Annotated in this window: 21 protein-coding genes; 5 read left to right on the top strand and 16 right to left on the bottom strand. The window is 71.8% G+C overall.

Going from position 1 to position 18,258, the window contains the following annotated elements:
* Positions 1-4: 4 nt before the first annotated feature.
* The 3 genes from AB0B50_RS02355 to AB0B50_RS02345 form a co-directional block, all read right to left on the bottom strand.
* The gene (locus AB0B50_RS02355; protein WP_362324216.1) at positions 5-268 is read right to left on the bottom strand and encodes a hypothetical protein; all 264 of its coding nucleotides are present in this window, start codon (positions 266-268) and stop codon (positions 5-7) included.
* A 76-nt stretch (positions 269-344) separates the two neighbouring features.
* Positions 345-491: a hypothetical protein gene (locus AB0B50_RS02350; protein WP_362324213.1), complete on the bottom strand. Its 147-nt coding sequence runs from the start codon at positions 489-491 to the stop codon at positions 345-347.
* A gap of 27 nt (positions 492-518) precedes the next feature.
* Positions 519-1,451: a LysR family transcriptional regulator gene (locus tag AB0B50_RS02345; RefSeq protein WP_362324210.1), complete on the bottom strand. Its 933-nt coding sequence runs from the start codon at positions 1,449-1,451 to the stop codon at positions 519-521.
* A gap of 174 nt (positions 1,452-1,625) precedes the next feature.
* Here AB0B50_RS02345 and AB0B50_RS02340 point away from each other — a divergent pair, with 174 nt between their 5' ends.
* Positions 1,626-2,870, top strand: a complete 1,245-nt coding sequence (locus AB0B50_RS02340) for an MFS transporter (RefSeq protein ID WP_362324207.1) — start codon at positions 1,626-1,628, stop codon at positions 2,868-2,870.
* Here AB0B50_RS02340 and AB0B50_RS02335 read toward each other — a convergent pair.
* From AB0B50_RS02335 to AB0B50_RS02325, 3 genes are read right to left on the bottom strand one after another with little or no spacing between them, the layout of a single operon-like run.
* The gene (locus AB0B50_RS02335; protein WP_362324204.1) at positions 2,867-4,078 is read right to left on the bottom strand and encodes a glycosyltransferase; all 1,212 of its coding nucleotides are present in this window, start codon (positions 4,076-4,078) and stop codon (positions 2,867-2,869) included. The two genes, AB0B50_RS02340 and AB0B50_RS02335, sit on opposite strands and share 4 nt — an antisense overlap.
* Positions 4,075-4,953, bottom strand: coding sequence for a MerR family transcriptional regulator (locus AB0B50_RS02330; protein WP_362324202.1), 879 nt, complete (start codon positions 4,951-4,953; stop codon positions 4,075-4,077). Before AB0B50_RS02330 ends, AB0B50_RS02335 begins: the two co-directional genes overlap by 4 nt.
* A gap of 56 nt (positions 4,954-5,009) precedes the next feature.
* Positions 5,010-5,729 carry a helix-turn-helix domain-containing protein gene (locus AB0B50_RS02325; protein WP_362324200.1) on the bottom strand — a complete coding sequence of 240 codons (720 nt, stop codon included), beginning with the start codon at positions 5,727-5,729 and terminating at the stop codon, positions 5,010-5,012.
* A gap of 84 nt (positions 5,730-5,813) precedes the next feature.
* Here AB0B50_RS02325 and AB0B50_RS02320 point away from each other — a divergent pair, with 84 nt between their 5' ends.
* On the top strand, positions 5,814-6,188 hold the full coding sequence (locus AB0B50_RS02320; protein WP_362324198.1) for a hypothetical protein: 375 nt from the start codon (positions 5,814-5,816) through the stop codon (positions 6,186-6,188).
* An 83-nt stretch (positions 6,189-6,271) separates the two neighbouring features.
* Positions 6,272-6,442, top strand: coding sequence for a 50S ribosomal protein L32 (gene rpmF, locus AB0B50_RS02315; protein WP_362324196.1), 171 nt, complete (start codon positions 6,272-6,274; stop codon positions 6,440-6,442).
* 72 nt (positions 6,443-6,514) lie between these two features.
* Here the strand turns inward: rpmF and AB0B50_RS02310 are convergent, their stop codons facing one another.
* Both AB0B50_RS02310 and AB0B50_RS02305 read right to left on the bottom strand, forming a co-directional pair.
* Positions 6,515-7,195 carry a TNT domain-containing protein gene (locus tag AB0B50_RS02310; protein WP_362325041.1) on the bottom strand — a complete coding sequence of 227 codons (681 nt, stop codon included), beginning with the start codon at positions 7,193-7,195 and terminating at the stop codon, positions 6,515-6,517.
* A 175-nt stretch (positions 7,196-7,370) separates the two neighbouring features.
* Positions 7,371-8,591: a hypothetical protein gene (locus tag AB0B50_RS02305; protein ID WP_362324194.1), complete on the bottom strand. Its 1,221-nt coding sequence runs from the start codon at positions 8,589-8,591 to the stop codon at positions 7,371-7,373.
* Positions 8,592-8,821: 230 nt separating this feature from the next.
* Between AB0B50_RS02305 and AB0B50_RS02300 the strand changes: the two genes are divergently transcribed.
* The gene (locus tag AB0B50_RS02300) at positions 8,822-10,063 is read left to right on the top strand and encodes a lactonase family protein (protein ID WP_362324192.1); all 1,242 of its coding nucleotides are present in this window, start codon (positions 8,822-8,824) and stop codon (positions 10,061-10,063) included.
* Between the two features lie 9 nt (positions 10,064-10,072).
* Here the strand turns inward: AB0B50_RS02300 and AB0B50_RS02295 are convergent, their stop codons facing one another.
* The 4 genes from AB0B50_RS02295 to AB0B50_RS02280 all read right to left on the bottom strand — a co-directional run bounded on the left by AB0B50_RS02295 (position 10,073) and on the right by AB0B50_RS02280 (position 13,081).
* Complete coding sequence (locus tag AB0B50_RS02295; RefSeq protein ID WP_362324190.1) at positions 10,073-11,308, bottom strand: serine hydrolase domain-containing protein; 1,236 nt, start codon at positions 11,306-11,308, stop codon at positions 10,073-10,075.
* 106 nt (positions 11,309-11,414) lie between these two features.
* Complete coding sequence (locus AB0B50_RS02290; protein ID WP_362324188.1) at positions 11,415-11,579, bottom strand: hypothetical protein; 165 nt, start codon at positions 11,577-11,579, stop codon at positions 11,415-11,417.
* A 221-nt stretch (positions 11,580-11,800) separates the two neighbouring features.
* On the bottom strand, positions 11,801-12,415 hold the full coding sequence (locus AB0B50_RS02285; RefSeq protein WP_362324185.1) for a hypothetical protein: 615 nt from the start codon (positions 12,413-12,415) through the stop codon (positions 11,801-11,803).
* Between the two features lie 75 nt (positions 12,416-12,490).
* The gene (locus tag AB0B50_RS02280) at positions 12,491-13,081 is read right to left on the bottom strand and encodes a cysteine hydrolase family protein (RefSeq protein WP_362324183.1); all 591 of its coding nucleotides are present in this window, start codon (positions 13,079-13,081) and stop codon (positions 12,491-12,493) included.
* Positions 13,082-13,135: 54 nt separating this feature from the next.
* Here AB0B50_RS02280 and AB0B50_RS02275 point away from each other — a divergent pair, with 54 nt between their 5' ends.
* Positions 13,136-13,423, top strand: coding sequence for a hypothetical protein (locus AB0B50_RS02275; protein ID WP_362324181.1), 288 nt, complete (start codon positions 13,136-13,138; stop codon positions 13,421-13,423).
* On the opposite strand, the gene AB0B50_RS02270 is transcribed toward AB0B50_RS02275, so the two are convergent.
* The 4 genes from AB0B50_RS02270 to AB0B50_RS02255 all read right to left on the bottom strand — a co-directional run bounded on the left by AB0B50_RS02270 (position 13,388) and on the right by AB0B50_RS02255 (position 18,146).
* On the bottom strand, positions 13,388-14,101 hold the full coding sequence (locus AB0B50_RS02270; protein ID WP_362324179.1) for a DUF2470 domain-containing protein: 714 nt from the start codon (positions 14,099-14,101) through the stop codon (positions 13,388-13,390). The two genes, AB0B50_RS02275 and AB0B50_RS02270, sit on opposite strands and share 36 nt — an antisense overlap.
* Positions 14,102-14,297: 196 nt before the next feature.
* Positions 14,298-14,972, bottom strand: a complete 675-nt coding sequence (locus AB0B50_RS02265) for an MBL fold metallo-hydrolase (protein WP_362324177.1) — start codon at positions 14,970-14,972, stop codon at positions 14,298-14,300.
* A complete protein-coding gene (locus AB0B50_RS02260) occupies positions 14,972-16,057 on the bottom strand; it encodes an S-(hydroxymethyl)mycothiol dehydrogenase (protein WP_362324174.1) in 1,086 nt (361 codons plus the stop codon). The genes AB0B50_RS02265 and AB0B50_RS02260 overlap by 1 nt, the downstream gene beginning before the upstream one ends.
* Positions 16,058-16,100: 43 nt before the next feature.
* On the bottom strand, positions 16,101-18,146 hold the full coding sequence (locus tag AB0B50_RS02255; RefSeq protein WP_362324172.1) for a PE-PGRS family protein: 2,046 nt from the start codon (positions 18,144-18,146) through the stop codon (positions 16,101-16,103).
* Between the last annotated feature and the right edge of the window lie 112 nt (positions 18,147-18,258).

The following is an 18,258-nucleotide window of genomic DNA, read 5'->3' as shown; positions in this document are numbered from 1 at the left end:
GCGGTCACTGACCCAGGTTCGCGAGCGGGTCCTTGCCGGGCTGCCAGGTGAACTTGTCGCCGCCCACCCAGCGCACGGCGTCCGGGTCGTCGAGGTCGTGCACGGTGATGCCCGCCATCGCGGCGGCGTCCAGGACGTCCGTGACGGTCTTGGCCTTGCCGACCACCTCGCCGTCGATCTCCACGATGCGGAACGGCGGACTGCCGGGCTGGACGCCGAGGACGGTGATCCGGGGGTTCGACATGTACAGGTACGCGCTTTCGCTCATGCCTGGAACTCTTCCACGGTGAGCCGCGCGAGCGCCTCGCCAGTCGGCCGCTCGGGCTACCCCCGCGTCCGCGCGGTCAGCCCACCGTGGGCCCGACGAGGCGCGCGGCCACCGACCGCGCCGAGGCGAGCGCGCGCCTGCGGTCCGCGCCGCGCCGACCGGGCACCACGCGTGTGCTCAATCCGTCCAGGAGCGCGAGGAGTTCACCGGCGCGGGCCGCCACGCCGTCGCCCGCGAAGGCGACGGCCGGTCACCGCGCCCAGGCCGGCGTCCACGTCGCGCCGTCACGGTCGTCGTCGGCGCCGACGGTCCCGAGGTGGTCACGGAGCGCGGTGAGCGCGGGGTGCCGGTTGTCGCCGCGCCAGATCAGGGAGTGCGGGTAGACCGGTGTCGGGTCGTGCACGGGGATGCGCCGAAGGTCGTCGTCGGCGGGCCAGACCAGGCGCGTCTCCTCGCCGACGATGGTGGCAAGACCCGGGGTCTCGGCGATGGTGTCCAGGAGCGGCTCGGTCCCGAAGTCGGGTCCCGTCACCTCGATGGTGAGCCCGAAGGCGGCGGCGAGCTCGTCGTAGTAGGCGGCCCACTCCGTGCCGCTGACGATGCCGGGCATCCAGATCCGGTGCCCGGCGAGCTGGGCGAGGGTGACCGAGCGGGCACCGGCCAGCGCGTGGTCGGGCCCGGTGAGGAGCTGCAGCGGCTCGTCGTGCACGCGGGCGGCCTCGATGCCGTCGGGCAGCCGGTCAGCGCGCCGGGTGACGGCCCGGAACGCCGCGTCGATCGTGCCGGCCCGCACGGCGGTGATCGCCGCGTCCGCGTCGAAGAGCGTCACGACGTCGAGCGGGGTGTCGGGCCGCGCGCGATGGAAGCCGCGCAGCAGACCGGCGGGCGCGAGCCGCCGGCCGATCACGTCGACGCGCAGCGCACGGCTGCCGGGCCGCACCGAAGCCGCCGCGCGCTCCTGCGCCTGCAACAGATTGCGGGCGTGGGGCAGGAACGCCTGCCCGTCGATGGTGAGCCGGGCCCCGCGCGCGGTGCGCGTGAACAGCCGCACCTCGAGGTGCTTCTCCAGGCCCGCGATACGTTTGGAGACGGCCTGCTGGGTGATCGACAGGTCGGCGGCGGCGCCCTGGAACTGTCCGGCGTCCGCGGCGGCGACGAAGGCGCGCACAGCATCGAGATCCATGGCGGCCACCCTAGACCCGCCACGCATGCGGTCGCACAACCCGTGGTTGTACGCCGGGGGCAGACCGGTTGTTTGATCCGGTGGCCTGCCGCTCGCTTGGATGTCGGGGGCAACGCGGGGTTGTCCGAGACGACGCCAGGTGGTCCGGCGGGAACGACGAGGAGTGGGCGAGGCATGGCGGGGAGGCGGTCGCTGGGGCGGCGGTTCGGGTGGCTCTGGACGGCGTATGCGATCAGTATGTTCGGCACACGGCTCGCCTTCGACGCGTTCCCCCTGATCGCGATCCTGGTGCTGCACGCCGACGCGACGCAGGTCGCGGTGCTCGCGGCCGCGGGGCTCGCGGTGGGCGCGGTGGCCGCGATCCCGCTCGGGCCGTGGGTGGAGTTCCGCCGCAAGCGGCCGGTGATGGTGGGGATGGATCTCCTCCGGTGCGCGGCCCTGCTGACCATCCCCGCCGCGTACGCCTTCGACCTGCTGAGCTTCGGGCAGCTCCTCGTCGTGTCGGTGGTCATCGCGGCGGCCGACATCACCTTCGGCGCGGCCAGCGGCGCGTACCTCAAGGCGCTCGTACCCCCCGAGGACCTCCTCGTCGCGCACGGGCGGTTCGAGTCCACGGCGTGGACGGCCACCATGCTCGGGCCGCCGCTCGGCGGGGCCGCGGTCGGCGTGTTCGGCCCCGTGGTCACGGTGGTGGCCGACGCCGTCAGCTATCTGCTCTCCGCCCTGGGGATCCGCGCGATCGGCGGCAAGGAGCCACGCCCCGTGCGCTCCGACGCCGCGCCACGGATGCGCGGGCGCGATCTGCTCGAAGGCTGGCGGTTCATCCTGGGGCACCCGGAGCTGCGCCCGCTGTTCTTCAACAACCTCCTGGTCAACGGCCTGATCATGGCGGCCACTCCGCTGCTCGCCGTCCTGATGCTCGGCCCGCTCGGCTTCGCTCCGTGGCAGTACGCCCTGGCCTTCGCCGTGCCCTGCGTGGGCGGCCTGATCGGCTCGCGCCTCGCCCGCCGCCTCGTCGCGCGGTTCGGGCAGCGCAGGGTCCTGCTCACCGCGGGCGCGCTGCGCGTCTGCTGGCCGCTCGGCCTGGCCTTCGTCCGTCCCGGGGTCAGCGGTCTCGTCCTGGTGATGGTCGTGGAGTTCGGGCTCATCACCTGCTCGGGCGTCTTCGCCCCGGTCGTCGCCACCTACCGCCTTGAGCGGACCCCGGCGGACCGGGTCGCCCGCACCCTGTCCGCGTGGTCGATCACGGGGAAGACGACCACCGCCACCATCACCGCCCTGTGGGGAGTCCTCGCCGGTTTCACGAGCCCTCGCGTCGCACTCGCCGCCGCCGGCCTCCTCATGCTGGCCACGCCGATGCTGATGCCTCGACGAGAGCGTACGAAGACGGAGGCGGCGCAGGTGCCTTCGGTGGGCTAGGGCAGTCGCTCGATCGCCTTGAGCACGTGTCCCGCACCGTCCTCCGCCGCCATCGCCCCTGCGAGGCGGGTGGCGGCCCCTGCGTACGACTCCTCGCGGACCGCGCGGCCGAGCGCCTCCGCGAGGCGGGACACGGTGAGGTCCGTGAACGGGACGGGTGCGGTGCCCGCGCCCAGGGATGCGAGCCGGGCGGCCCAGAAGGGCTGGTCGGCGGTGACCGGCACGGGCACGGCGGGCACCCCGGCCCGCAGCCCCGCCGCCGTGGTGCCCGCGCCCGCGTGGTGGACCACGGCCGCCACACGCGGGAAGAGCAGCGCGTGCGGCACCTCGCCGACGGTGAGGACGTCGTCGCCGGAGGCCGCGAGCCCGGCGCGGCCCGCCTGCAGCACGCCCCGAAGTCCTGCTGCCCGCAGCGCCTGCACCGCGATTGCGCCGAGTCTCTCGCCGTCACCGCCCGCCATGCTGCCGAACCCGATGAACACCGGCGGCGGCCCGGCCCGCAGGAAGTCGTCGAGCTCCGCGGGGAGCGAGGCCGCCGGGTCGTGGTGCGGCCACCAGTTGCCGACGACGTCGAGCCCGGGGCGCCAGTCCCCGGGGCGGGGCACGACAGCCGGGCTGAAGCCGTGGAGCACCGGCCAGCCGGAGCGCTCCTGTCGGGCGCGCACGGCGCCCGGCGCGGCGGCGGGGAGTCCGAGGCGTACGCGCAGGTCGCGCACCGCGTCGGCGTAGACGCGGTCGACCATGCGCAGGGAGAAGCGGCCGAGGGTGCGGTTCCCGAAGCCGCCGAGCGAGCGCGTGCCGACGACGACAGGCGGGAACTCTCCGGTGGGGTGCGCCGGTTGCAGGTACGCCCCGATGGCCGGCACGCCCATCGCCTCGGCGAGCTGCCAGCCGAGCGGTGCCGTGGTCGTGGAGAGGATCAGCAGGTCGGCGCCCCGTACGGCGGCGTCGACGAGGCCGCCGCCGAGGTCGTGCACGAAGGCCGCGGCGGTCCGCATGAGCTCCTTGCGCGCGCCCGCGCGCTGCTCGGGGTCCGGGCCCGCGGGGACATCGCGGAACCGCAGTCCCGCGGCCTCGACGAGGGGCTCGAAACAGGCGTGCGTGGCGATGGCCACGTCGTACCCGGCCGCGCGGAGCCGGGCGCCGAGGCCGGTGTAGGGGGCGACGTCGCCGTACGAACCGGCGGCGGTGATGAGGATGCGGGTCATCGGTTTCCTTCGGCTTCTGGGGTGTTCCCGGAGCCCTCCGGCGCGCGACTCTCACCCTCAGGTCCAGGGTGAGAGTTGGCCTCGGACGCGCGTCTCGCTCCAGGGCTCGTCCGGGTCTCGGCATTGGCCTGTACAGCCGCACGCAGATACGCGGCGAGGCCGGGCCGCTGCTGGGAGGGCGGTACGACGAGGGCGAAGGCGCGCGGGTCCTCGGCGAAGTCGTCCGCGATGCGCAGATGCATCTCGGGTGGGCACGGCGTGAACCAGCGGGCGATGTGCTGCCGGTGCGCCTCGGCAAGCTCCCGTGCCCGCTCGCCCTCCGCGGGCTCCCCCGCGTCATGGGCGGCGAGGAGTTCGTCGCGCCACCGCGCGGCCTCGCCCATGAGCCGCGCCCAGTCCTCCTTGGAGTGCGTGGCGGCGCTCTTCATCGCGGCCCGGTGTCCCGCGCTGTCCTGCCACTTGAGCTCGGCCTCGGTGGCGTAGCTCAGGTCGAAGGTGATCTCGCCGAACACCTCGAAGCGCTCACGGGGGCTGAGGGGCACGCCGGTCTGCTGCACTTCCATGGCGCGTTCGGCGACCTCGACCAGGCGTTCCAGCTTGCCGATCTGCTCGCGCAGCGTCCGGCGTCTGGCCTTCAGCTGATCGAGGGCGTTGGCCTGCGGGTCGGCCAGGATCTCGGCGATCTCGTCGAGGGCGAAGCCGAGTTCGCGATAGAAGAGGATCTGCTGCAGCCGGGCCAGGTCGGCGTCGTTGTAGAGGCGGTATCCGCCCGCGCTCCGTTCGCCGGGCGTGAGCAGCCCGGCGCGGTCGTAGTGGTGCAGGGTACGGACGGTGACCCCCGCGAAACCGGAGACCTGCCCGACGGTGTAACTCATGGACCTCGCCTTTCGTCGACGTACAGCGTGAAGCCTGACGCGACGTGAGGGTCAACTCAGGGCTGGCGCGGAGGTGCCGGAGTTCGGGCCTGCCGCAGCGATCCTGGAGTGCGGCCGGCGAACTTCCGGACCGTGCGGGTCAGATGCGCCTGGTCCGCGAAGCCCGCGTCGGCGGCGGCTTCGGCGATGACGCCCGCGCCTCCCGCCCTCTCTCCGTCCAGGAGCGCGGCGACCGCGGCCCGCAGCCGCTGCCACTGGCGGAGCGTGCTCAGCGGAATCCCCACTTCCGCCGCGACCAGGGCGCGCAGCCGGGCCGGGGACAGACCGAGCTCCGAGGCGACGGCATCGATGCGGCCGACCCGAGCGGATGCCCGTACGGCATGGAGAACGCGAGGATCGACGCGGGTCCGCGCTCCGACGAGCGCGACCATCTCGCCCCGCAACGCCTCCGCGTCCAGCCCCGCCCCGTCGCGCACCGCGGAGAGGAGTCGCCGCACGGTCCGGCGATCCAGCCACGCGGGCCCGGCGAGACCGCCGGGCAGACACCAGGGTTCGAGAAAGACGGCGACGAAGGGCGAGGAAGTGGCACACGCGTGCGCGTACTGCGGCGGCACCAGCACTCCAGCCCCTGCCGCCTCCCCCACCAGGACCTCCCCACCCTCCGGCAGGACGAGCTTCCAGGTCGGATGCCGATGCCGGGAGACGTCGTACGCACGGGGTTCAGCGAAGACCGCGGCGTCGCGGGTGAGGGCGAGGGAGGCGGAGCCCGGAGCCATCCGTTCCGGACCGCACGCATCCCGCCCCGCGCCGCAAGCGTTCCGTTCAATACGGCACCCGGTGCTCACCCCGATCATCGCCGCATGCCCACCTTCGCCGCCCCCGCCCTCGCCGTCTTCCTGTCCTGTACGGCCCTCGGTCACATCGCCTTCCCCGCGTACTTCCGCACCTTGGTCCCCGCCTGGCTGCCCGCCCCGTCCATCATCGTCGCCGCGAGCGCGGTCGCCGAACTGGCGGTGGCCGGGCTGCTGTTCACACCCGGCACGCGCACGCTCGGCGGCTGGGCGGCAGCCCTTCTGATCGCCGGGTTCCAGGTCTCCCATCTGGACGCCGCGCGGCACACCCGCACCGCCTCCCGGTTCCTCGACACGGCGTGGGGCGTGGCGGCCCGGCTCGTCGTGAATGCCGCCTACATCGCCTGGGCCGTGGCGGTCGCGGCCGCGGACGCCGGCCACTGAACCGCCACTTGTTAATGGGATCCATTTTCATATAGCGTGCGGGTCATCAGGGGCACCGCCCCCCCACACCCTCGGAGGACCCCATGGCCGTACCCAAACGGAAGATGTCCCGCAGCAACACCCGCCACCGCCGCGCCCAATGGAAGGCGAACACCCCTCAGTTGGTGCCCGTCACCGTCGACGGCGTGCGCCACATGGTGCCGCAGCGCCTGGCCAAGGCGTACGAGCGCGGCCTGATCCACCCGGAGGACTGAGGGCCCGCACCCAGCCACCTGGACACCCAGACACCTGGGCACCTGGGCACCCCCGGGTCAGCCGACGCAGCCCTAGCTGTTCGCAGGCTCCAGGTAGTCGTGGTCAAGCAGCCACTTCACGTTCAGACGCTGCCCCTCCCCCGGGTCCAGGAAGACCGGGTCCAGCTTGATCTGCTGGCCGCGGCCGGGCTGCTCGAACCAGGGCGCGATACGACCCTGCCAGACATAGAACGGCTTGTTCACCTCATAGACGCGGTAGTCGCAAGCGAAGGCGGCGTCACGGGTGTTGAGGTTCTGCGGGGGCAGCGCACGCTTCGCGTAGGCATCCCCGGCAGGCGCGAGGTACGACCCGAACTCCGAGCCGAAGCGGTCCACCTCCTCGCCCCTCTCCAGGAGTTCGGGGCGCTTGTCTATCTCGCCGTTGACGGTGTCGAAGCCGTCGTTCGGCGGGTACTTCCAGCTGCCGGTGTCCGCGGGACCCTCCCAGTACTTCTCCAGGAAGGCCTTCGGCGACAGCTTGCCGGTCCGCTTCCAGCCCTTCAGGAGCGGGCCGACGGGACGATCCCACTTCTTGGGGAGCCACTTCGGACCGAGGCGGGTGTCGCCGAGGAACTCCCCCGTGCACGGCTCGTGCACCGCCGCCCCGGAGACCGGGGGCGCCGGCGCGGCGGAGGCCGTCGCGCTCGCGGCGGGCGCGGCCGCCATGGCGGTGGCGACTCCGAGCGCGGCCAGTACGGTACGGATCCGGATCACATGACTGTGGTCCACTCGGCAACTCCTCGTGCGTGTAGGCGCGTTCGAAACAGTGGACACCGAACCGAACGTGCTCCGACTGCGACTGCGATCTCCGTCAGCCGCTCGCACACCGTATAAGAGCAGTGGCTCTCTGTGGTCAACTTCTCTTGCCGGGCTGACCTGTTGGCCGATTTCAGCCGATGACCTCGGATGCGCACACCGGGCGGCCGCGGGTCGCGTACGAACGGGCCGCCACGAGCAGGGCGCCGCCCAGGCCGCCGAAGGAGAGCCCGCCGAACGCCACCATCCACGTCATCCCCGCGCTGGTGGTGAAGACGCCGGACGGCTCGATCCGGTCCATGACGCCGAGCGCGCCGAGCGGGGCGTAGACGAGCAGCACGGTGCCGTACGCCGCCAGGGCGCCGCCGGTCAACCAGGCCGGGATCAGCGGCAGGAGGCGCGGCACGCGACGCCCCGACAGGAACAGCGTCCAGCGCGGGAACACCTGCCCCCAGCGGTACATGAGGCCGACCAGCAGGAAGATGCCGAGCAGCGCCGCGAGCACCGTCACGTCGACGCCGACCTCCGCGAGAGCCCGCGAGGCCCCCGTCGCCTCCGACTCCACGTCCCTCTGCCAGACCTCGCCGCTCACACTGATCGCGTCGCCGCCGAACATCCAGACGGTCTTGACCACGGACCACGGCAGCAACCCGCACGCGAGGACGAATGCCGTCGCGCGGGTCCGCGCCGATGCGGTGGAGGCGGCGGGGTGGGTGAGCGGGCCGTCGCCCTGACCGTCGTGCGCCTGCCCGCAGCGGGCGCACCGGCCGCGCAGCCGACGGCGGTACGAGACGGCGACCATCCACAGGAGCCCCACGCCGCACGTGCTCAGGAGCACATGGACGAGCCCGGTGACGCTCTCCACCCCGGAGCCCGACAGCAGCGTCACGAAGTGGATCGGCAAGGAGATCGCGCCCCACCCGAAGGCGGGGACGAGAAGGACCAATGACGTTCCCGCCACGATCCGCCCGGCCCTGGCGAGGCCCCTGGTCGTGGCGGCGCAGACCCCGGCGGCCAGCAGGGCGAGGACGGCCTGGGCCAACTGGAGCGCGACCGGCTGGCAGGTGTCCGGCCTGATCGGCACGGCCGTGCCGGTCGCCGCCCAGCCGACGAGCACAGCGGCGTACAGCACGCCCCACACCTGGGCGGCGAGCGGCGCCCACGCGGGCCAGCGGCGACCCCATGGGGCAAGCCCGCCGCGCGCCCGCCAAGTGCGCCTGATCCGGGGGGTGTTCACCGGAGCCGTCACCGTGTCCTCCAGAGTCCGAAAGATGCCCATGGCTGAGATGTCCAAGGCGAAGTCGTCCATGGCGAAGTCGTCCAAGACCGAGTCGTCCAAGGCGAAGTCGTCCATGGCGGCGTCCGAAGATCGCCGCCACCTGAGACTCCCGCGGCCCGGCGCACACCGCGTCACCCCTCCGGACCGACCGCCTCCGCCGCGCGGCGGACCTCTTCTTCGGGGCTCACCCGTGCCGCGTAGGCGCCGCCACCACCGGGCGTGCCTCTTGTCCAGGCAATCGTGTACAGGGCACTGTGTCTGCCACATCCGTCACGCCCGTCACCACCGACGCATGAGGTGCAGCCATGAACAGCGGAGCAGGCTCGGCCGGAGATGCCGGGACACGGAACGGCCCGGGGCGGCGGCGTTTCCTCGGCGTACTCGCGGGAGCGACCGCGGCGGGCGCGATGTCGTCGGCCGCGGCCTGCGCGTCGTCGGCCCCGCAGGACCAGGAACGGCCGGATCGCGCGCGCCGGGGCGCAGCCTCGTCGGCGGCCCATCGTCCGCGCCGCGAGCGGCAGTTGTTCCTGGGGACGTACACCTCGCAGGAGGGCGGCGGTTCGGGCATCGGCCTGGCGACGTACGACGAGGAGACCGGCCGCGTGACCGGCACGGGTACGCTCACCGGCGTCCCGGACCCCTCCTACCTGGCACTGCACCCCTCGGGACGCACGCTGTACGCCGTCAACGAGCGGGAGAAGGGCGGTGTGACGGCAGTCGCGCTCTCCCCCTCGGGCAAGCACGAAGTGCTCGGCACGCGTGACACCGGTGGCGCGGGGCCGTGTCACCTCTCCGTGCACCCCGGTGGCCGCTGGCTGCTCAGCGCGAACTATCGCTCGGGCAGCGTGGCCGTCCACCCCGTGTCGAAGTCGGGCGCGCCGGGCGAGCGGACCGACCTGGTCACGCACTCCGCGCCGCCGCCGGGCCCCGGCCAGGAGGGCCCGCACGCCCACCAGATCATCACGTCCCCCGACGGCCGTCACGTCCTCGCCGTCGACCTCGGCAACGACACGGTCTACACGTACCGCCTCGACGAGAAGGCGGGCACCCTGAAGCGCGTCTCGTACTCGAGCCTGCGCCCCGGAGCGGGACCGCGGCACCTCACCTTCCATCCCTCGGGGCGCTATGCGTATCTGGCCAACGAGGTGGACAACACGGTCGTGGTATGTACGTACGACCCTTCGTCCGGCCGCCTCGGGCCCGGCGAGCCGCAGTCGACGGGCACGGGCGAAGGCACCAGCTACCCGGCGCAGATCGTGGTGACGCGCGAGGGCCGCTTCGCCTTCCTCGCCAACCGCGGGCACAACAGCATCGCGCGGTACGCGATCGAGCGCGGCGGCGCCGGGCTGCGGCTCCTGGGCACGGTCGAGGTGGGCGGCGACTTCCCTCGCCACCTCGCGTTCTCACCGTCCCAGCGGCTGCTGTTCACCGCGAACCAGAAGTCGAGCTCGGTGAGTGTCTTCCGCGTGGACGCAAGCAGCGGCGAACTCACCCTGACGGAAAAGCCGTTCGCGGCCCCGGTGGCGGTGTGCGCGCTCCCTCTCTGAACCTCGCCTCTACCGCCCATGAGTACGAGGAGCAGCTGACGGCACAGTGGTGACGTCGGCCTGCCGGTCGGCGCAGAGAGCCGTGTTCACGACCGCACGGAAGTCCCGCTCCCCCTCTTTGCCTTCGGGGAGCTGGTTGAGGGCGAGGGCGACGGTGCGACCGTCCGGCCCGACGGCGCCGAGCGCACGGTGACCGCCGGGCACGGTGCCGCCGTGCCCGTACCAACGGCCGCCGCAGTCCAGCGGGGTGGAGATCAGACCGAGGCCGTAACGGGCGCCGGGCCAGAGGCGGTCGGGGTCGGCGGGCACAGTTCGCTTCATCTCGGCGACCCATCGCGCGGGCAGGAGCTCGCCCCCCATCAGCGCGCGGAAGAACCGGTCGACGTCGGAGGGCGTGGAGACGAGTGCGCCGCCCGCGCCACCGAAGGTCATGTTCCACTCGGTCCCGTCGACGCGACCGGACGCAGCGCCGATACCCGTGTCAACGAAATAGCTGCGCGAATGCGGCCCTCTGATACGCCTCCCGTCCCCGGGCCAGTACGTGTCGCGCAGGCCGAGGGGTTCGATGATCCGCCGGGTCACCTCGGTCTCGATGTTGCGCCCGGTGACCTTCTCGACGATGAGCCCGGCGAGGACGTAATTGGTGGTGGAGTAGCTCCACTTCTTCTCCGGCGGGGGCAACTCCAGTGCTGTGGCGACCAGTTCACGGGCCCCGAAGTGCCGGAACCGCCACTCCTCCAGCGGCCGGGCGGCAATCGCGTCGGCATGGTCGGGCAGCCCGCTGGTGTGCTGAAGCAGCTGCCGGACGCTGATCCCGCGACCGTCGTACCCGTTCCCGCGAATCACACCCGGCAGATACCTCTCAACGGGAGCGTCGAGCCGGACCCGCCCCTCGGCGGCAAGCTGAACGACGACCGCGGCGGTGAACGTCTTGCTGACACTCCCGATCCGCAACCGGTCCCGCACACTGGCAGCACGACCGCTCCCCAGATCGGCCACGCCCCGGGCAACACTCCACGCCCCACAACGCCGATCCACGACTTCGGCGACGGCGCCGGGGACGCCGTGGCGGTGGGTGAGGTTGCCCAGGGAGCGGCCGACCTCGTCACGTGCCGCGTCGCAGCGGGAGGAACCGGGTGGTGCGGCGACATGCCCTTCAGCCGCCGCGCCGGCCGGGGGAACGCTCACCACCAGGGCGGCCACCGCCGCGAGGAACGCCACCGCCCCGTGCCCACGTCGGCGCACACGCAGGGCAGTTGAGGCACTTCTCTCACCACGTTCACTGTGCTGTCGATGCGTCATACACCAAGACCGTAGCGCCCCCACCCCGCCGGAGATCACCACAGCGGCCTCACGAACGGAGCAGCCGCCACTGATCCGTCCGCGCGCGGGCTTGCTCGGCAGGGAGCTCGCGGACCAGGTGGTACATGTTCTCGAAGTATTCCTGCCACCGGTTGGGGTCCGGCATGGCATCCCGCGCCCTCTTGGCCCGCTCCGCCGCCACCACTGACTCCATGTGTTCCCACACCGAGATCACCGACCCTCCCAGGTAACCGGAGACAGGCTCTAAGCCCACCACTCCGTGCGTGACCAGAGCCCCCGAGATTGTCGTCGTGCCAGGCGAGTTCGCGCACAAGATCCCGCTGCTCCTCCGGCAGCCCCTCCGGTCCGGCCGACAGATCGCACTCGGACGATTCTGCGTGCACGAAGTGCCGCGACCTCCACCGTGCCTCCGAATCAGTCCCCAGAGGTACAGGGAAGGAGCGTGGTCAGCCCCTCCGGTACCTTCCACGCGTTTCGCCACGGAGTCAGCCGCCTTCGACCGTCCGGCAGCTGCACGACCGCCCTCACCACGACCCTCCGCCCCGGGCAGTGAGTCCGGTACTCCTCGATCCCCGGCCACAGCGGTTCGGTCCACTCCCTGCTCTCACCGGGGTTGAGCAAGTAGAAGCCGTTCATCTCGAACTTCAACGGCCTCACATCCATGCCCCAGTGGTGACGACGGTCGAACCACAGGTTCGGGAAGAAGACACTCACCGGTGTCCTTCCCACGTTCACCACTCTGATGATGAAGGCCTCATGCGTGTACGACGGGCTGCCCCCCGTCGACGAGCGGCTGGTGCGGCCGCTCGCCAAGGAGATATCGGTACCGGCCCTCCGGGCGGGAGTGCTCCAGATGCTGTAGTGCTCGCCGTCCCCGAGCGTTGCGTCATCATGCACGGCCAGCCGGAGACGCACCTTCAGCCGCGGGCCGTCGAGGAAATAGTTCAGCACCTGCCAGCAGACCGACACCACCGAGAACGCGAGCCCAAGGACCGCGATGACGAACGTCGTTGGATCTGACGCTTCCATGGACCGAGCGTAGGACCGGCCGACCACGGCGGGGAGACGCGGGCTCGAAGCGCTGCCCGCACCCGCCGCGCATGCCTACGGCTTCCTGAACCCCACCTGGCTCGCCCTCGCCACGATCTCGACCTCGTCGCCCAGCGCCCATTCGGCGACGCGCGATGCCGTGGCCGCCGGGATGACGTCGCTGATGCCCTCTGCCGCCGGGATGTCGTACGTCCCGTGTGCGTCGTGGGGCAGGACCACACGGAAGTCGAGGTCCAGCGCCGTGCGGGCCGTCGCGCTGACGCACATCTCCGACATGACGCCGCAGATGGCCAGCTCGTTCACGCCCGCGTCGCGCAGCAGCTTCTCCAGGTCGGTGTCCTCGAAGCCGTCGTCCACCGTCTTGCGCAGGAGGATCTCGCCGCGGTCGGTGTCGACGGGCAGGTGGATCTCCCAGCCCGGGGTGCCCGGTTCGTCGGAGGTGCCGGGCTGGCCGTCGTTCTGCAACTGGACGACCAGCGCGCCGCTTTCGCGGGCCCTGGCCAGCAAGTCCCCGACCCGGTCGAGGAGGCGGTCCGCGTCCGGTACCGCCTCCTCGCCGCTGACGAAGGCGCACTGCATGTCGACGATGATCAGGGCCTGTACGGGCGAGGTCGGGTTCGAAGTCGGGTTCGAGGTCTCAGTCACCCCGCCATCATGCCTGCGCGACGCCGGGCGCCGCTCTCGATAACGTACGTGAGTATGAGCACGGAACTGACCGTTCTCCTCGTCTGCGCCGCCGTTCTGGTCGCCGTGACGCTCGCCGTCGCGATCACGCTCGTCGTCCGACTCGTCCGGACCCGTCGCGCCCTGCGCAGAGCCGGACTTCCCGTCGAGCGGCAGTGGGTCTTCTGGGCGGCGATCGCCTATCTCGTACTCCCCGCCGACCTCCTGCCCGACCCCGTCTTCCTCGACGACATCGGGGTGCTCGTGCTGGCCCTGCGGTCGATGCGGTCAGCCTCCGACGGGCCGTCCGCGCCGGGTGGTTGAGAGGCGGGCCTTCATGAGCAGCGCGTGCATGCAGTCGGTGACCTGCGTGACGTCCTCGACGGTCTGGTGGAACGGGAGACGCACGTCCGCCTGGCTGCGGGCGCGCTCCAGGCGCAGCGAGATCCCGTGCATGTCGATGGCGAGCGGGCGGACCCGCACCACGCCCTGCAGGCTGTCCGGGCTGATGAGCCGGGTGAGCTGCTCGACGGCGTCCGGGTGGGCGTCGGCGAGGTGGGTGAGCAGCCGCGACTCCGCCTCGGCGAGCGGATCGGGCACGGTCAGCGCGAGCTCGTCGAGCTCGACGCCCACGCGCTCGCCGGTGGCCTCGTGCAGCACGGCGCAGGTCGGCTCGAAGACGAGGTGCTCCCCGTCGTACGCCAGTGCCCCGGACAGCCAGAGCCGCGCGCGGATCCGGTCCCTCAGCGGTACCGGGGCGACGTCGGCGAACTCGAGCAGCGTGGACGGCTCGCCGCGCGGCGCGCAGATGAGGGCGGCGGCGAGCGCGCTGTCCTCGGGCGGAGACAGCCTGATCCTGCCGTCCTCGGTGACGCTGTGCGCGCCCACGAGTTCGTCCTTGCCGATTTCCGTGGTCACCGCGCAGGACCATGCGGTGGCGAGCACTGAACGAGCACGTGCTGCCGCTGTGGGCACGGCCGTGCTGCTGTGACGGACACCCATCCTCAACCTCCATTAGGTAAGCCTTGCCTAACTTATCGGAGATCGCGGGACAGGGCCAGTACGCGTCATGGCCCCGCGCGGCGAACCACGCGGGGCCATGAGGCGTACGTCAGTTGAAGGTGCGGGGTGTCCTGCCCCAAAGGCGTCCGTGACCCGAAGGCATCAGTGCTCCGCAGGCGTCAGCACCCCTGAGGCGTCAGTGCCCCCTGGCGATCCACTCCTCCAGGTGCGGCGCCTCGGCCCCGACCGAGGTGCTGTCGCCGTGCCCGGTGCGCACCACCGTCTCGGGTGGCAGCGTCAGGAGCTTCCCCTTGATGGACTCCACGATCGTCGGGAAGTCGCTGAACGAGCGGCCCGTCGCACCCGGACCGCCGGCGAAGAGCGTGTCGCCGGTGAAGACCGTGCCGAGCGCGGGGGCGTACAGGCTGACCGCGCCGTGACAGTGGCCCGGCGTGTGCAGCACCTTCAGGGTCGTACCCGCCACGGTCAGCTCCTGGCCGTCGGCGAGCTCGCCGTCCGGGGCGCGGTCGGGGTGGGTCATCTTCCACAGCTCCGCGTCCGCAGGGTGCAGCAGGATCGGCGCACCCGTGCGGGCGGCCAGGGCCGGGGCCGCGTCGATGTGGTCGTCGTGGGCGTGCGTGCAGACGATCGCGACGAGGCGGCGCTCCCCCACCGCGTCCGCGATGGCGTCCGCGTCGTGCGCGGCGTCGATGACGACGCACTCGCTGTCGTCGCCCACGATCCATACGTTGTTGTCGACCTCCCAGGTGCCGCCGTCCAGGGAGAAGGTCCCGGACGTGACGAGGTGGTCGATCCGCGCGCCGGGCGCACCCGCGGCTCCGGACGCGCCCGCACCGGCTTCGGCCGCCATCAGAACATCACCACCGAACGCAGGACGTCGCCGTGGTGCATGCGCTCGAAGGCCTTCTCCACGTCCTCCAGGGCGATGGTCTCCGTGACGAAGGCGTCCAGGTCCAGGCGTCCTTGGCGGTAGAGGTCGATGAGCATCGGGAAGTCGCGCGACGGGAGGCAGTCCCCGTACCAGCTCGACTTGAGCGCGCCGCCGCGCCCGAAGACGTCGAGCAGCGGCAGCTCGATCTTCATCTCCGGGGTCGGTACGCCGACGAGGACGACCGTGCCCGCCAAGTCACGGGCGTAGAAGGCCTGTTCGTACGTCTCCGGGCGGCCGACCGCCTCGATGACGACGTCGGCCCCATTGCCACCGGTCAGCTCGCGGATGGCCTCGACGGGGTCGGTGGAGCGGGAGTTGACGGTGTGCGTGGCGCCGAGGCCCTTCGCCGTCTCCAGCTTCTTGTCGTCGATGTCCACGGCGATGATCCGCGCGGCACCGGCGAGGCGGGCGCCGACGACCGCGGCGTTGCCGACGCCGCCGCAGCCGATGACGGCGACCGAGTCGCCGCGGCCGACGTCGCCGGTGTTGATGGCGGCGCCGATGCCCGCCATCACGCCGCAGCCGAGGAGTCCGGCCGCGGCGGGCGAGGCGGCCGGGTCGACCTTGGTGCACTGCCCGGCGGCGACCAGCGTCTTCTCGGCGAAGGCGCCGATGCCGAGCGCGGGCGAGAGCTCGGTGCCGTCGGCCAGGGTCATCTTCTGCTTGGCATTGTGCGTGGCGAAGCAGTACTGGGGGCGGCCGCGCAGACAGGCACGGCACTGGCCGCACACCGCACGCCAGTTGAGGATCACGAAGTCGCCGGGCGCGACCTCGGTGACGCCCTCGCCGACCGACTCGACGACGCCCGCCGCCTCGTGCCCGAGCAGGAACGGGAAGTCGTCGTTGATCCCGCCCTCCCGGTAGTGCAGATCGGTGTGACAGACCCCGCACGCCTGGACCTTCACCACGGCCTCACCCGGGCCCGGATCCGGGACAGTGATCGTCTCGATCCGTACCGGCTCGCCCTTCGCGCGTGCGATCACGCCCTGCACTTGCTGCGCCATGACTTCAGCCCTTCTTTCTCTTCACGTCTTACCTGTCTCATCGTTACAGGTCGAGCACCGGGTGTCCCAGGGGGGCGCCCCACCTGAGCATCTGCTCCATGACCGGGACGGGCAGCGAGGGGTGCTGGGCCGCGGCTTCGGTGATGTCGGTGTCGGTGTCGACGTCCCGCAGCATCCGCACCAGCACGCGCGCGGGCAGCCGAGGATGTCTCGAAGCCGCGTACCGCACGCCACCGTTCGGGTCGTCGAGCAGCCGCACGGCCGACGCGGGGGTCAGCCGAGGGTCGGTCGCGGCCCGGTACCGCACTTCCTTGTCACCATCCCGACTGAGTCGCTCGACAAGGTCGGCTGTCGATTCCGGGTCGTCCAGGGCCAGGCGACGCATCCTGGGGTTCGCGTCGTCGGCGTAGCGGAGCAGGTTGTGGCGGGGGAAGTTCGGATGGCTCCGGGGGCGATCGGGGGTGCTGAGGCTGCCGGTCCACCACTGCCACACCCGCAGCAGCATGTCGGCGGGTGCGTCGTCGCAGGATTCGGCGAGGAAGAGCTGAACGACGCGGTCCTCGTCGCGGGCCAGGCGCTCCACGGCATCCGGCGGCAGACGCCTGGCGCGGGCGACGCTTCTGCGTACGAGGGGATGGGAAGAGGCGGCGAGGCGACGCATCGCGTCCGGCTCCTCGTGCAGCGCCACGACCCAGTCGAGCGCGTGGCGATGAACGCCCGGATCGAAGTCGATGTCGATGTCCGCCCGCTGCTCCTCGGTGAGATCAGGGCGCGTGGAGACCTCGAAGCGGACGTCTTCCTCGGGATCCTCGGCGAGGAGGGCGACCAAGTCCGGGTCGAGATGCGGGTTGCCCGCGAGGGAGCGGCGCTGGGTGGAGGCGCCGTGTCGGGCCAGATGCTCCGCGAGTTCGCGCTCCAGGCGGCAGGTCCGCACCGCGCGCTCTTCCAGCCCCCACCCTCCTTTGAAGTCCGCGGAAGCGAAGACCGGCCGAGGCATCGGATGATCCTGGTGGTGCTCCAGCAGCGCTTCGGTGCGTACGTTGCTGTCGGAATCGCCGAGAAGCGCGGTGCGGGCCGGACCTTCCAGATGAGGCCAGGCCCTGCGGCAGGCCGAGGCCCGTACGACGGAATCGGTGTCGTCGGCCAGGGCGGTGAGTACGTGCACAGGCAGTCCGCGAAGCCCGACGACCTCTGCGCGGATCCGTGCGGACGGGTCGGCCGCAAGCTCTTCGCAGGCGGCGTCGGTGAGCTCGGCGCCCCGGTCCACCGCTGTGGTGGTGAGGACCCAGCGGCGCCGGTCGTCCGGCTCGTCCAGGATCAGACGGGCCCACTGCTCGGGCGTGACATTCGGCTGGGCGTCGGCCACCAGCCCTCGCATCGTCCAGTCCGGGTGAACGATGAGTTCCTCGATCACGGCCATCGGCAGGGGCCGCACCATGAGGGCATAGGACCGGCTCTGCTTCAGGAGGACGACGCGCAGGTCATCGGGGAGGTTCGGGTTCCGTGCCAGTCCCTTCGCCCAGATCTCGCTGAGCCTCTCCGAGGGCGCCGGACCGTCAAGCAGCGCCGTCCAAGCGGCTTCCCGCTCCGCAGGGGTCTCTTGGTCGGCAGCACGGGCGGCGGCTTCCCGCTGCTCCGGGATGCGGTCGAGCACGACGAATCGGGCTTCGCCCTTCTCGACGGTCACCTCGATCAGGGCGTTCCCGTCTGCGGAGATCGTGATGAACTCCGGGCGGCCGGGCCGCTCACGCTCGCCGAGGACTCCGGCGAGGTCCCACCGGTCGGTGAGCCTCACCCGTGTCCAGCGCCGGGGCCCGCAGCCCGTCCAGTCACCGGCGACGTCGATGGCGACGTCGATGAGGAACGCGCCGTCCTCGCCGATGATGCCGTGGCTCACCGCGAGTCGGTGCCACCGCGTGTTCAAGCCTGCGGCTTCTTCCCTTACCACCACGGCCGGTTCGGCCTCGCCCGAGCCGACCATGCGCCAGGCGGCACCGGCCGGCAGCACCCTCTCGAACCGGCCGTCCCCCACGACCTCCAGCCCGGCACGCCGCAGCGACTCCGCAAGCTCACCTCTCCCACCCGTCATGGGTGCCATCCTGCCCGCGCCGTTCGGCGGCCGGAAACGGTGGCCGCAGACAATTGCTGTCTCCCCCCACCCCATGGCGCACCCTGGCACCACCGCCCGCACCGCGGGCGGT

The sequence above is a fragment of the Streptomyces sp. NPDC041068 genome, assembly GCF_040647455.1.
Lineage (GTDB): Bacteria > Actinomycetota > Actinomycetes > Streptomycetales > Streptomycetaceae > Streptomyces.
This window is presented reverse-complemented; position numbering and strand designations above follow the sequence as displayed.